We start from the raw sequence: 14,155 nt of genomic DNA, 5'->3' as shown, positions 1-14,155 counted from the left end.
CGGGCGATCATGAGAATCTCTGAGTATCAGTACGATCTCAAGACTGCGGAAAAATCGCAGGATACCAAGCTATTGCTGCATGGCTACCTGATTGCCGAGATCGAGCAGGACAGGACCGACTTGCTGGGTATGTCCAAGCAGCAGATGTTCACCTATATCAACAGCAAGGTGTATCGCTACGTTGCCGATAAACAGCTGGTGGTAAGCGCCTATGATCTCAAACAGTTGACAGAAGACATGGTGGATGAGCTGGCCGGTTTTGGCCCGCTAGAAGCCTTGATCAAGGATGACAGTATCAACGACATACTGGTCAATGGTGCCAAGGATATTTTTGTCGAGCGCAAGGGCAAGCTGGAGAAAACTCAGTTACGCTTTATTGACAACGACCATGTGCTACGCGTGATACGCCGTATCCTGTCTCCATTGGGGCGACGTGTGGATGAAGCCAGCCCGACAGTGGATGCGCGCCTGCCAGATGGTAGCCGGCTCAATGTGATTATTCCGCCACTGGCACTGAATGGCCCTTGCATGTCCATCCGTAAATTTCGCAAGTCTCCCATTCTGGGGAGCGATTTACTGGCATACGGTACCCTGAATTCGCAGATGTTGAGTTTTCTCACGAATGCTACTGAGCGTCGGGTCAATACCATCATCAGTGGGGGTACAGGGGCAGGCAAGACCACCATGCTGAATTTTATGAGTCGTTCCATCCCGGTGGGTGAACGTATTGTCACGATAGAGGATGCGGCCGAGTTGAGGTTGGCACATGACCATGTGGTGCGCCTCGAAACACGCCCGCAGAATCTGGATGGCATGGGTGAGATATCTGCCCATGATCTGGTGCGCAATGCGCTGCGTATGCGCCCAGACCGCATTATTCTCGGTGAGGTGCGCAGCAAGGAGGTGATGGACATGCTGCAGGCAATGAATACCGGCCATGAAGGCTGCATGAGTACGGTGCATGCCAATAACCCGAATGATGCCTTGTTGCGTCTTGAAACCCTGGCAGGTCTGGCTGGTTTTCAGGGGGCGGAAGTGACCATGCGCAAAATGATCGCTGCTGCCATAGAGCTGATTATCCAGGTTACCCGCATGCCTGATGGTAAACGGCGTGTGACTTCTGTGGTGGAGGTTGTCGGTATCCGTGACGACCAGTTTGTGACCAATGAGTTGTTTAGCTACAACGCTGACATGGACAAGTTTTTCAGTCAGGCAGTGACTCCCAATAATCCCAAGTTACGTGATGCACTGGCCTGTAGCTAGGAATCAACGATGAATACATGGCTCATCTTCTCGTTCTGCCTCATGCTCCTGGTGCTCGCGGTGCTACTGTGGTCTGCGAGCAAGCAGAAACTGACGCACGACAAGGTGCGACACAATTTTGAGCAGGCGCTGCCTCATTTTGGTCTGCGGGACCAGCATTTGCTGGGTCAAGGTGAAACCTGGCTTGAGAGGCTGGAGTTGCGCATTTCTGTCATGCTGGGTTTCGAGCTTGCCCCGTGGCATCTGGCAGTCCTCGCAGGCCTGATACTGATGGTGTTTATATTGACGAGCCTGCACTTCCTGTTTTGGCAGTCTGTAGTGCTGACATCACTGACAGGCTTCACCTTGCTGGTGGTGGTGCCATATATGCGCTTGCGTCGCCGTCGCCGGGTGATCGTATCGCAAATCCCCTTGTTTATAGACCAGGTATCGCGCGCGCTTTCAGCAGGGAGAAGCCTGGAAGGTGCGGTGCGTATTGTGAGTGAAGACATCGATATGCCGCTGCGTTCAGTGCTGGACAGGGTAACGCGAGCGACTGATCTGGGGGTGAGCTTTGCTGAGGCGGTGCAGAGGGCAGCCGATTTGCATGGCATCAAGGAACTTGGTCTGATCGCATTGGCGGTCCGCATCAGCAGTAATTATGGTAGCTCGCCACAAGAGCTCTTGAAGAGCGTAGTGCACATGATACGGCAGCGCGAACAGGCTGAGCGTGAGTTGGCCGCCATGACGGGAGAGACCAAGGTTACTGCATGGGTCTTGTCCCTGGTGCCACTGCTTATCGTGGCCTATATGTATATCGGCAATCCAGGGTATATCGACATGATGCTGGACGATGATACGGGTGCTTTGATATTCAAAGTGGCGCTGGCGATGCAGGGGATAGGCATCCTCATTTTCTGGCGCATGATGAAGAGCATATAACCATGAATATCTGGATTGCTGTGAGTGTGATTATTTTGCTGGCAGGAGGCCTGCTACTGATATTTGCTGAGTTTTCACTGAATGGCAGACAGGATGCGCAGGGACGTTTTGATGCCATATTCGGGCGCAAAAAACGTCTCCATCTGCCGTCTCCCAAGCGTGGGATTGAACAATTCATTGATCGTCTTTCCCTTATGCCTTCCAGTAAGGATATGGATATTCTCAAGCTTCTGGTCCAGGCCGGGTTCAAGGGCAGGGCGAGGATTGTCTTCAATGCCATGATCAGGCTGGGGCCAGCCATCACCGCAGGTGCGGTGTTGCTGGTGATGATAGTGCAGGGTAAAGAAATAGCCGAGGGTGTGGTATTTGCCTTGTTTGGCTTTGCGCTATTTTATATTGCGATCCGCAATGTCTTGCGCTGGTTGGCAGCGCGTCGACGCAAGCTGATTCGTAAGGAGATCAGTACCTTCCTGCACTTGCTGGTCATGTTGTTTGATTCCGGCCTGTCAATGGAACATGCGCTGCGCATCATGGTGGAGCAGGCAGATGACATCATGCCCGAGCTTGCGCAGGAGTTGCATCGTGTACTGGCGCGCATTAGCACCGGGCAGGATAGAAGTGAGGCTTTATTGGGCATGACGCATATGCTGGATATTTCCGAGTTGACCGAAGCAATTGCCATGTTGCGGCAGGTGGCGCAGCAGGGCGGTAACGTGCGTGACTCCATCATGAAATATGCTGCACTGGTGGAGGAGCGGCAGTTCTCCGAGTTGCGTGAATATGTCAGCAAACTCTCGGCCAAGATGACAATAGTGATGATGCTGTTCATGTTTCCGGCATTGATGATTTTTATCGCCGGCCCTGGCTTTATCGGCCTGGGCAAGGCATTGAGTGCACAGGGGTAGGCTATGAATAAAGCCAGATGGAGTCAGTGTGTATTGTGTATCAGCCTGCTATTGCCCGCATGGGCTGCGCTGGCCGATGCCAAGCAGGCAAAGGCTGGGCCGCCAGCCTGTGAGCAGGTAACGCAGGAAGACAAGACACAACTTGAAATGATAGGCCGCGTGCTGGCGGAGGGAAAGGCATATGCCGCGCTGGCATTTCTAGATGCGGCCAAAATTGACTCACCGCCAGCCAAGCTTTATCGCGCCCATGCACTGCGCCAGACCGGGCAGTTCCAGCCTGCCAGTGAGCTTTATCATCAATTGACTTCCACCTGCATGAGCGGGCTGGCTTATCAGGGGTTGGGACTATTGGCTGAAATGCAGGAGCAGCATGAGGCGGCGACCAGTTATCTGCGTTCTGCCAGCAATTTGTTGCCTGTGGACAGCCGTGTCCGCGGTGATTACGGCTATGCATTGATGAGGTTTGGTGACACACAGACCGCCTTGAGTGAGCTGCTGACAGCAATTGAGCTTGATGGTAATAATCGCCTGGCTATCCATAATCTCATCATGCTCATGTACAAGATGGGGCAGGACGAGAAGGCCAGCCAGATAGCCCGGGATTTCAATATCAGCGATGCTAGCCTGCAAAGCATACGGGATGAAAGTGGTATGCCAGCTTTCAAGGATAGTCAGCGTCAACAATTCTCTCTCGGTGGGTGCTATGGCAATACGCAGATTTGTACCGGTATTTTAAGTCCCAGGCTGGAGGTTGTTCAATGAGTAAAACATCGATGTATATCGCCAGTGTCTATTGCCTTACCATATTGAGTAGTTCATCAGTCATGGCGGCTGAACAAGCCACCCCGCAGCAGGTAAGCCCATTGACGCAAACCGAGTCCTGGCTTGCATTGCAGCGCGAGGGTGAGCAGGCATCTCCCAATAAGCAAACGTTGTCTGGCCCGGCGATGGACAATATACACAAGCGCTACCTGGATAGTTTCACCCGCCCGATTCCCGAGCGCTTTGACCCAGGCCAATTTAACAATACGCGGCAATGAACCACCTTCTGTTTGTCTCAAGACATAATCAGCGGGGTGCTATCGGCCTGTTTGGCGTGATCATACTCATGCTGGCCGTGTTGTTTACGGCCTTGGTGGTTGACAGTGGCCGCTTGTGGATGCTGAAACGGCACTTGCAGCATGTGGCCGATATGGCGGCGATTGAAGCCGGGCGTCAGGTTGGCGGGTGTTTACAAAACAATCAGAACATACAAACGCTGGTGCATACTGCCGCGCAAAATACAGCCGTAGCCAATGGCTATAAAGGAAATTTGGCCCAAGCCCCGAATAGAATAGAGCTGGGAAGCTATCAAACCGGCAATAATGGCTTACGTGTATTTACTGCTGGCAGTGAGCGCCGTGCAGTACATGTGGTTGCGACCCAGCAAGTGCCAGCCAGCCTGTTTGCGGGTGGTATTTACAATCAGCAGGTGCTCTTGCGGGCTGAAGCCGTGGGTGCAATTCGTACTCCCTGGGCCTCTTTTCATGTGGGTTCTACATTGGTGAGCCTCAATACCTCTGACTCGGCGCTGCTTAATTCCCTACTGGGCCGGGTATTGGGCACCAATATCAATCTCAGCCTGGCATCCTATCAAGGGCTGGCTAACAGCAATATCAAATTGATGGATCTGGTCAAAGCCGATCCCACTATTGGTTCCGTCTCCAAGCTGCTCGATACATCACTCGGTATTAACCAGGTTTTAAATTTAATCAAGGTGGCAGTCACCCAGCAAGGAAGTAGTGCCAATCCGCAGGTGTTGGCTGCCGTCACCACATTGGCCACCGCTGCAGTGAATCAAACCAAGATCAACCTTGGCAATGTGATCAAGGTCAGTAATCCAGACTTGAACTCTGTTGCTGCTACCAGCATGAGTTTACTTTCACTGATCAATACAGCCGTCATGCTGGCCAATGGCAATAATTTTATTCAGTTGCCGCTAGGTATCTCCTTGCTTGGCATTGCGAATATTTCGACCAATGTTCAGGTAATCCAGTTACCCCAAATTGTGATTGGACCTCCAACTGTGGCAGCTGGAACAGCATGTACTGTGGCAAGAACAGCACAGGTGCGGACAGAGACCAGTGTTCAAGCCAATGTGCTGGGACTTGCGAAAGTAGATTTAGTGCTGAGGTTTGATGTGGCACCAGGGCGAGCAGAGTTAAGGGAAATCAGGACACTGACGAATGGTAAAACCCAGGTGGGTATTGATGCTTATCCAGGATTGGCTGCATTGCGGTTAACCAATAGTGCAGGCAATGGCCCAAGCTCGATCACACTACTTCTTGGCCTGATTCCACTCGCAGAAATTGGCCTGAATGTACCCCTGACACAACCTGCCCCTAGCTCTATGACCTTTAATGTGGATCATCCAGTGTTATCTCATCTACCTAGCACAATGAACAGTTATAGCGGGGTGGGGCAAAGTCTTTCAGGATTTGCTACTGAAGGGCATGTGCAAACCAAGCTATTGGGCTTGGATCTGGGGGGAGTTCTCGATAAAGTCGTCAAGGGATTGGTGTTGCCCTTGTTGACGGCGGTCACGACTACGGTGCTTGATCCTTTACTCAAGATGCTTGGTATTAACACGGCTGGCATTACAGTGATACTGGATGAAATACACGCCAGTAATGCGCAATCATTGTTGCGCTGAAGTGATTGCCTTAATGCGCAGCAAGCTTGAGACCGATAATCCCGGCAATGATCAATCCCAGACTGATCATGCGTATCATGCTGGTGGGCTCGTTGAACAGAAAAATACCCAGGATGACAGTGCCTACGGCGCCTATGCCCACCCAGACAGCATAGGCAGTACCCACTGGAAGTGATCGCATGGCGATACTCAGTAGCACCACGCTGAGTATCATGGCGGTAATTGTGCCCACGCTGGGCCAGAGTTTGGTGAAACCCTCCGTATATTTCAGGCCGATGGCCCATACCACCTCAAGTAGCCCAGCAATCACTAATGTAAACCAGGACATGCTTTTCCTTCATTGATGAATTCGATGATCAAGAATGCTTAGTAGCCATTGGCAGGATGCACAGGGCGTGTGCAATCACTGTTATTGAACGGTCCATTGATCTTGGTCCAGCCAGGGCCTGGCGGCGTCTGCAAACACACCAGTTTGCCATCCAGCTTGCTTTGCCAGAGATACCATTGTGCAGGTGCGGCAGATGCGCCTAGGGTAGCCAGCAGGCTGGTGATCAGGCATAGGCATAAAATGCATTTCATGCCTGAATTGTACGGGGAATCCAGTATCCAGTGCCAGCCTGTTGATTGCGCTTACTGTGTGCTTTTTTCAAAACGCCCAAGATGGAGCATGACCGCAGGCATGATTAGCAGGTTCAGGATGGTTGAAGTGATCAGCCCACCGACAATAATGGTGGCCATGGGGCCTTCGATTTCCCGCCCAGGTTCACCGCTGCCCAGTGCCAGGGGCAACAGGCCGATACCCGTAACCAGTGCGGTCATGAGGATGGAAGGCAGGCGCTCGCTGGCACCACGAATCGCCGTTTCCAGGTTCCAGCTCATGCCTTCGTGATCGATCAGGTGCTGATAGTGTGAAACCAGCATGATGGAGTTGCGCAAGGTGATGCCGAACAGCGTCACAAAGCCCACCATGGAACCTATGGATATCCATCCGCCACTCAGGACGACGGCAATCACGCCACCAATCAGCGCAAAAGGCAGGTTGAAGAAAGTCAGTAACAGGTTACGCAGACGCCCCAGTGCGATATAGAGCATGATGAAGATACCCGCAATGGCAATCAAGGCATGCACAATCAGGTCTTGTCGGGTGCTTTTTTCAGCCTCAGCTTCGCCGCTGAATGCAAGGTAGTTGCCTGGAGATAAGGTCACCTGTGACTCAATACGCTGTCTGGCTTCTGCGTAGAACCCCTGGATATCCCGTTCCCTGGCATTGGCGGTCACGGTCTGGATGCGCTTGGTCCCCAGGTGCAGTATTTTGGACTGGCCGTTTTCCTGACGAATGTCGGCGATATCCTTGAGCTGCAGCATTTTACCTTCGACATTCTTGATTGGCAGTTTGCCAGCCTGCAGAATATTGTTGCGTGCTTCAGGCATGAGCACCACGCTGACGCCAATCACGCGGTTGCCTTGATACACCTGGCTCACTGGCGTACTTTCATAAGCAATGCGTATTGCATCCAGCACATCCGTCGGATGCAGGCCAAATTGCAGCATGCGTTCTGGCAGTAGCCGGATCACCAGTTGTGGTGTGCCTGGGGGTGATTGCACCGTGACATCGGTTGCGCCATTCGTGCCAGCCAGCACAGCGGCAATCGCCTGCGCATCTTTATTCAGCCCATCCATGTCCCGTCCATAAATATTGATGACCAGGGAGGCGGCGTATCCGGAGATCGTCTCTTCTATGCGTTCGGTGAGGAAGGTGTTGATAGCAAAGTTGACACCGACGAATCCAGGATAGCCGGGGCCATCGTCATCCATGCCAGACAGCTTTTCCCGGATTTCCTCCAGGATACGTCGTTGTTCAGCGCCTGGCAGGGTGCCTGTCTCGATTTCAAACTCGCTGTAATGTGTGCCAAACGTATCAGCGCCATTGGGAGCTCGGCCTACCCATTGAGCGACTGAGCGAACGCCATCTATGCTGCGGATGACTTCAGTCACTTTTTTGCCGATACGCAGTGACTCCTGCTCCGATGTTCCAGGGACAGCGGTCATATGCATGATGTAATGACCTTCATACAGGCTGGGGATGAACTGCGTCTTGAAGAGTGGGATGGTGGTCAGTCCCAGCGCAATCAGCAGCATGGTAAGTCCGAGGATGATCTTGAAATGGGATTCAATCTTGCGCAGGCAGCGTACATAGTGGCGTTTGATAAAATGGATCAACGGGGAGTCTGCCGTTTTAAGGCTGCTGGATGCGCCAAGTAACAGGTGGCAGAGTGCAGGTGTTAATGTCAGGGCGACGACCAGTGATGCCATGATGGCACTGATATAGGCAATCCCGAGCGGGGCAAACAGTTTGCCAGCCACTCCGCTGATGCTGAGTAGGGGCAGGAATACCAGTACAACGATAAACGTGGCATATACCACCGAGCTGCGAACCTCTAATGAGGCCTCAATGACGACCTGATGCAAAGGTTTGGGGTAGGCGGATGTGCGATTTTCCCTGATACGCCGGAAAATGTTTTCTGAGTCGATGATGGCGTCATCGACTACCTCTCCCAATGCAATCGCAAGCCCGCCCAGCACCATGATGTTGAGACCCATGCCAAAGTACTGCAGTACCAGGATGGCGGAAAGTAATGATAGCGGGATAGCCGTCACCGAAATCAATGCTGCCCGTGCGTTAAACAGGAACAGGAACAATACGGCAATCACTAGCACTGAACCAATCAGGATATCGGTCTGAACACTATTGATGGCAGTTTCAATAAAGTTGGAGGGGCGGAAAAGCTGTGGATGCAGCTTGATTTCCTTGGCATCCAGTATGGGCCCCAATTCTTTCAGTGCCGCTTCCACTGCCTGGGTCACGCCGTCAGTATTGGCGCCGAGCTGGGATTGCACAGACAGGTAGATACCGGTTTTTCCATTAATGGCAGCAGCGCTGATGGAAGGCGCTGCACCTTCCACCACGCGGCCTATGTCAGACAGGCGCAAGGTCTGGCCTTGTGCGTGCAAGAGGGTGGTACGCTCAAGCTGTGCTGGTGTCAGCGACTGGCCTTCCGTATTAATAATAATGCGCTGGTTATTGTTTTCAATAAAACCACCACCACGAATGCCGGTGTCGCGACTGACAGCATCCACCACCTGTTGCAAGGACAGGTTGTATCTGACCAGCTTGGCCGGATCAACCTGTACCTGCAGCTGGCGCACTTCGCCACCGAATACATTGACATCTGCGACCCCTTGTACTGCCATCAAGTGAGGCTTGATTGACCAATCCACCAGCGTGCGCAGCTCTTTCAATGTACGCACTTCTGAGGTCAGCCCAATGCCTAATACAGTGCTGGCAGAGGAGGTGAGCGGGGTGATATTGGGCACAATCCCAGCAGGAAGCTGGCTAGCCAGGGTCGTCAGGCGTTCGGCCACCACCTGGCGATTACGGTAGACATCGCTGCCCTGATCAAACACCACCGTAATGACAGATAACCCCGGGATAGATTGGGAGCGGATGGTATCAATGCCGATGGTGCCTGCAATGCTGTTTTCTATGGGCTGGGTTACCAGGGACTCGACCAGTTCTGCAGACAGCCCGGGGGATTCGGTCTGGATTACCAGTTGTGTTGGGGCAAATTCAGGGAACACATCCAGATGACTGTGTTCGACCTTATACAAGCCATAGATGACAATAACGCAGGCGAGGGCAATGATGACCCCGCTGAAACGCACAGAAAAACGGATCAGGCCTTCCATCATGACTGACTACTCCCGGCCCTAATCATCGTTTTCATTCTTGATCTGGTACTTGAATTCCTCTGAGAGCAGGAGTTGGGCGCCATTGGTCACGATAGTGCTGCCGACTGTGGGGCTATGCTGGTTAAACCAACCATTGCCACTCTCGATGTCGGTGCTGATGGGCTCACGCACAAAGTGGTCTGCACCTGCTTTGCGGTATACCCAGGCCTTGCCGCCATACCAGACAACAGCGCTCTGCGGCACAATCACTCCACTCCTTGTGCCCGTGGTCTTCAGGCTTTGGATACTTAAACGCATACCCGCCCGCAAATGCGTGGCACCGGCACTATAGAAATAGGTTTTGCCTTGCAGGGTGGGGTCTGCTTGCGGTGAGATGGCAATAAAAGAGGCATTGACAGGTGCTAAGCCACTCCCAATAGGGGACACTTGTAATGTCTCACCGGTGTGCGGATCTGGCTGATCAAAGGGCAGGGTGATACGTAGTAACACCTGTTTATAATCAAGTAGCTGTTTCACTGCTTCAGAGGGTGTACGTTCACTGGCTTCCTTGCTCAGTGCCTCACCCCACTGTTGGCGCATGGTGTACTTGAGATTGCTGACATTGGTCTCAGCTGCCAGTAATTTTGCTTGGTCAGTTTTATAGCTGGCCTCTGCTGCAATCAGCATTCGATCCGAAATATTGTGGTCATCCTCATTCAGCTTTGCCAGGCGCTGATAATCATTTTGACTGTTTGCCAGCGCTGCCTGAGCCACCGCAACCTCGCTCAATGCGGCCATATAGCGCGTGCGCAGGTCAATCAAGCTATCTATGCTGATCACCGTGCCTAATCCTTCCAGGCTGCCCTGATGTTTAACCTGGGTGAGGACTTGGGTGTGGATATCACTTTGCTGCTGGGTTTCTGCACTCACGGTAATAGTCGTGGCGCCATTGTCTGTGTGCACCCTGACTGGGCTTTCAATTTCTTCTTCACGATTGTGTTCATCAAATTCGTCCTTGCTGAACAGCACCAATAGCCAGAGCAGCACGACAATGATGCAGGCCTGGATAATGATGACGGCGGTGGTCTTTTTATTCATTGCGCGATGCTCTCCCTGAGGCATGTTTTCTGGCTGCCTGCTCTAAATCGGCAGGCATGCTGTCCAGGTTTTCCAGCGGTAGCTGCATACTATCCTCCAGTGCTGCGGCAGCGCGTTGAACCTGATACTCGGATGCAAGCAGGTTCTGGAGAGCCAGTACACTTTCCAGTTGATTGGTGGTGAACTCAAGCCGGTCCGCAAAGCCATTTTCAAAGCGTTTTTTTGTCTGGGCTGCTTGTGTGAGTTGATCGTTATAAAGCCGTCTTGCCTGCTCCAATGCATTGATCGATGTGTCATACCGCGTTCTGGCGCTGTCCATATTGGCTATCACCTTTGCCTGCAAAGCCTCGAATTGCGCTGCTTCGGTGTCACGCAATGCTTGTGCCTGGGCAATCGGGCCTTGATTCCTATGCATCACGCTGAGAATCGAGGAAATGCCCAGCGACCAGATATGGAAGCCTTCTTCATAGCTGTAAGAGGGAATCAGGTTGATATCGGGATATTGCTTGGCTATTTCCAGGCGCACCCGGGCTTCACTGGCAGAATAGCGTGCCAGTGAAGCCCGGATGTCGAGCCGGTTAAGCAGTGCAGCATCCTGTATTTGTGTATCCCGCATGCTGGCGGTATCAAGAGGATGAGCCGCCAGTAGCAGTGATTGCTGGTTTTCTATCTGCAAGGGAAGTTGTTCAAATTTATCCAGCGGCAGCCCCACATTGCTCGCAAGCGCGGACATTAATTCGCGGATACGGCCTTGCTCCGTAACGAGGACTTGCTGCGATTTTTGCCACTGTAAGCGTGCATTGCTTAATTCAACACTGGAGATCATGCCCGCATCCAGCCGTTGCTTGAGCATGGCCACAATTGCATCGCGCAGCTTTGTTTCTTCTTGCAGCGTCGATAAGGTCTGTATGGCTGCGTTGTAGTCAATCCAGCTGAGGAATAGACGCGAACGTATATTCCAGATGGATTGACCGATACTGATTTTTGCAGCTTCGGACAGATTGTTCGCCTGGTCTAGCCTGGCTTGTCTTTTACCTGCGGTTTCGATGGGAATGCTGAGGCTTAAGCTGTAAACATTGCGTCCTTCAGGATCTTCACTGCGCCCCAGACTGCCAGAGGCACCAGGGTTGGGGCGTTGACCTGCAGTCGTGATGTCGGCCATGGCCTGACCAAGTTGGGCTCTGGCCACATCCAGCTCAGGATGAAAATAGAAGGAGCCTAGGGTTAACTCTCGCAAACCCCATTGTCTGATGGGATGCTCGTAACCCTGGGCATACAGATATTCCCGAAATTGGCTGCTATCAGGATTATGCATCCTGAAATTGACAACTCCTTCTTGAGCAGCCAAGGGCTGGGGACGATAAGTCTGATAGCCGCATCCCGTAGCAATAACGCTACAACAGGCAACATACATCCACAGCGCGGGCATTAATTTTTTTGTTTGCATTCCGCCGCCATAATTCACTCCATCCGCGATAGTACAGCCAGCCATGGTTGTCAGCAATCATCCTGAATACATGGATGAAGCGGATCTACCTGCTAGCGGAGGGATCCGCTAAAGAGTAGAAATAGATCGAAAACTGGGACGCTATGAGGGAGTAATTGTTAGATGCGATAAACGACCATATTTTGGCAATAAGGGCCGTCTAATCAAGGTGTATGCAGAACCTGAAAATTAATTCAGTTGAGATCTGATCCAGCAATTAAATCAATGTAAGAGGTATTGCTTGATCAGGATTTAGTTGGCAATAACGGCTTGCACTGAGTCCAGTGCATCCTGCAGGGTTTCTTCTGAGAGTGCATTGATGCTGCTTGCCAATAACTCGGCGGCTTGCTCAGTGCCGGCAGGCAAGGCATGACTGTCAAGTTCTGCAATCAGTCCTGTCGCTGCTCCAGTCACCTTAAGCAGTGCATAACGCTCCCGCATCAGAATTTCCACTTCAGAGCGCAACATGTTGATTTCGTCCTGATTGATCGTGCTGTGCATAATGACTTTCTTAATTAAGCTTGGAATACGTAATGCATATTGGCCATGTTCGATGGCTGTGTCAAATACGTGTAGCGATGATGATTGCTTATCAAAGCACCAAGTACTTATAAAAATATTTGGTGCGAAAGGAGAGACACAATACACCAGTAAGCATGCATCTGAAATAGATTATTCGCGTAAAAAAATATGAATATCAATGGTTTTGGCAGAGTATTCTGCCACTCTCAAGCAATCAGGTTGCTTGGATGATGCCCATTATAGTGCATTGATCAAGCAATGAAATAAACGTTTGAAAATCCTTTCTGTAATTAGAAAACACACATCCCCCTACAATGACTCATTCTTACTGATCAGCGCTTTGTGCTTGTGTTGGTTGCTTCGCTGTTGAAGGCTTCTGTTGTGGTTGCTTGGACATATTGAGTGGACTACTTATCTTGAGTCTCCAGCCTGTCTAAAAATTGGTGATTTTTATTGCTTCATTAGTCTATTCGGACTACATCAGACAGATATTAATCTATTGATTTAAAGAACATAATTATCGTGCAATACATCTAAAACCCCCTTGGGAGATAATTATGAAAATGCATCAATTAGCATTGGCTCCATTACTTCTTTCTTCGTCTTTAGTAATGGCAGCGCCCTCGACCTTCAACTCCACCAATGTCGATATCACATTCGATATTGATAATTTCGTTTTTGAAGTTGAAGCGCCTTACTTAACGACCCTGCCCAGCACCATCGCAACCGTCAACAGCATCAATAATGGTTTGGAATTAGATTTTGGGTACAACTTCCAAGTGTCGGCAAGCGGTGGCAATTTTTACACGGAAACGCACAACGGTTATTTCAGTGTCCCTTTCAGCTTCACTGCACAAGCCGGATACAAGATCGAAAGTTATACCATCACCTATTCAGGAACGTACTCGCTTTCTAATGTGGGTAGTGTCCAAGCCGGGGATTCAGGAAACTCGTTTTACATGAGTGAGTACCTTGGCCCAGGTGCATACAATCAAACATTTTCTGTGCCTGGCAATGTAGACGGTGAATTTTTACCCGGTGTTTTTGGAAATATCGCGGCAACTGGTGATTACACCTATATTCAAGTGCAAGTAGGTACTGAATTACAGTTCTCGCATTATGAAGACATCCTGATTGGCTGTGATTCAGAAGGTAATAACTGTGAGTATTATCAAGCGCCGGTATATGTAGAGGTGCCCATTTATATGGATCAAGGCGTCGTTGGAGAAGCAAGCCTGACTTTAAGCTCGATCAAAGTAGTCGCCAATGTTACTGCAGTACCTGAAGCAGATACTTACGCATTACTGCTTGCAGGTTTGGGCGTGATTGGTGTGATGGCCAGACGTCGCAGAATTATCAACTAAAGAAGTGTTCATCAGTTCAAGAACCCGCTCCGGCGGGTTTTTTATTGCCTGCTACTTCAGCTAAAGATATATCTTAATATGAATGAACTATTGTTACATTGGCCCTATTACTGTGTAATTGAACCACTGCTTCATTTGAGGTAGGTGTTAAGGTTATATCAACACGAGATTTACC

The 14,155-nt window shown here is 50.9% G+C and carries 13 protein-coding genes; 7 read left to right on the top strand and 6 right to left on the bottom strand.

Annotated elements, in window-relative coordinates; all coding sequences use genetic code 11:
* Window positions 1-9 precede the first annotated feature (9 nt).
* From LG201_RS04600 to LG201_RS04575, 6 genes are read left to right on the top strand one after another with little or no spacing between them, the layout of a single operon-like run.
* Window positions 10-1,263, top strand: coding sequence for a CpaF family protein (locus tag LG201_RS04600; protein ID WP_226770985.1), 1,254 nt, complete (start codon window positions 10-12; stop codon window positions 1,261-1,263).
* 9 nt (window positions 1,264-1,272) lie between these two features.
* A complete protein-coding gene (locus tag LG201_RS04595; protein WP_226770984.1) occupies window positions 1,273-2,184 on the top strand; it encodes a type II secretion system F family protein in 912 nt (303 codons plus the stop codon).
* A 2-nt stretch (window positions 2,185-2,186) separates the two neighbouring features.
* On the top strand, window positions 2,187-3,089 hold the full coding sequence (locus LG201_RS04590) for a type II secretion system F family protein (protein WP_226770983.1): 903 nt from the start codon (window positions 2,187-2,189) through the stop codon (window positions 3,087-3,089).
* 3 nt (window positions 3,090-3,092) lie between these two features.
* On the top strand, window positions 3,093-3,851 hold the full coding sequence (locus tag LG201_RS04585; protein WP_226770982.1) for a tetratricopeptide repeat protein: 759 nt from the start codon (window positions 3,093-3,095) through the stop codon (window positions 3,849-3,851).
* A complete protein-coding gene (locus LG201_RS04580; protein WP_226770981.1) occupies window positions 3,848-4,129 on the top strand; it encodes a DUF3613 domain-containing protein in 282 nt (93 codons plus the stop codon). The genes LG201_RS04585 and LG201_RS04580 overlap by 4 nt, the downstream gene beginning before the upstream one ends.
* A complete protein-coding gene (locus LG201_RS04575) occupies window positions 4,126-5,781 on the top strand; it encodes a TadG family pilus assembly protein (RefSeq protein WP_226770980.1) in 1,656 nt (551 codons plus the stop codon). Before LG201_RS04580 ends, LG201_RS04575 begins: the two co-directional genes overlap by 4 nt.
* A 10-nt stretch (window positions 5,782-5,791) precedes the next feature.
* Here the strand turns inward: LG201_RS04575 and sugE are convergent, their stop codons facing one another.
* The 6 genes from sugE to LG201_RS04545 form a co-directional block, all read right to left on the bottom strand.
* Window positions 5,792-6,109 (bottom strand): quaternary ammonium compound efflux SMR transporter SugE, encoded by a 318-nt coding sequence (gene sugE, locus LG201_RS04570; RefSeq protein ID WP_226770979.1) that lies wholly within the window; start codon window positions 6,107-6,109, stop codon window positions 5,792-5,794.
* Window positions 6,110-6,147: 38 nt separating this feature from the next.
* Window positions 6,148-6,360, bottom strand: a complete 213-nt coding sequence (locus LG201_RS04565; protein ID WP_226770978.1) for a hypothetical protein — start codon at window positions 6,358-6,360, stop codon at window positions 6,148-6,150.
* Window positions 6,361-6,411: 51 nt separating this feature from the next.
* Window positions 6,412-9,531: an efflux RND transporter permease subunit gene (locus tag LG201_RS04560; protein WP_226770977.1), complete on the bottom strand. Its 3,120-nt coding sequence runs from the start codon at window positions 9,529-9,531 to the stop codon at window positions 6,412-6,414.
* A gap of 18 nt (window positions 9,532-9,549) precedes the next feature.
* Window positions 9,550-10,608 carry an efflux RND transporter periplasmic adaptor subunit gene (locus LG201_RS04555; RefSeq protein ID WP_226770976.1) on the bottom strand — a complete coding sequence of 353 codons (1,059 nt, stop codon included), beginning with the start codon at window positions 10,606-10,608 and terminating at the stop codon, window positions 9,550-9,552.
* Window positions 10,601-11,923, bottom strand: a complete 1,323-nt coding sequence (locus LG201_RS04550; RefSeq protein WP_226770975.1) for a TolC family protein — start codon at window positions 11,921-11,923, stop codon at window positions 10,601-10,603. The genes LG201_RS04555 and LG201_RS04550 overlap by 8 nt, the downstream gene beginning before the upstream one ends.
* Before the next feature lie 423 nt (window positions 11,924-12,346).
* Window positions 12,347-12,595: a hypothetical protein gene (locus tag LG201_RS04545; protein WP_226770974.1), complete on the bottom strand. Its 249-nt coding sequence runs from the start codon at window positions 12,593-12,595 to the stop codon at window positions 12,347-12,349.
* Window positions 12,596-13,173: 578 nt separating this feature from the next.
* Here LG201_RS04545 and LG201_RS04540 point away from each other — a divergent pair.
* Entirely contained in the window at window positions 13,174-13,980 is an 807-nt protein-coding gene (locus LG201_RS04540) for a PEP-CTERM sorting domain-containing protein (protein WP_226770973.1), read from the top strand.
* The last annotated feature ends 175 nt before the right edge of the window (window positions 13,981-14,155 follow it).

Source organism: Methylobacillus gramineus (genome assembly GCF_020532675.1).
GTDB lineage: Bacteria > Pseudomonadota > Gammaproteobacteria > Burkholderiales > Methylophilaceae > Methylobacillus > Methylobacillus gramineus.
Note: the sequence above shows the minus strand (reverse complement) of the source record. Positions and strands in the feature narration are given on the sequence as shown.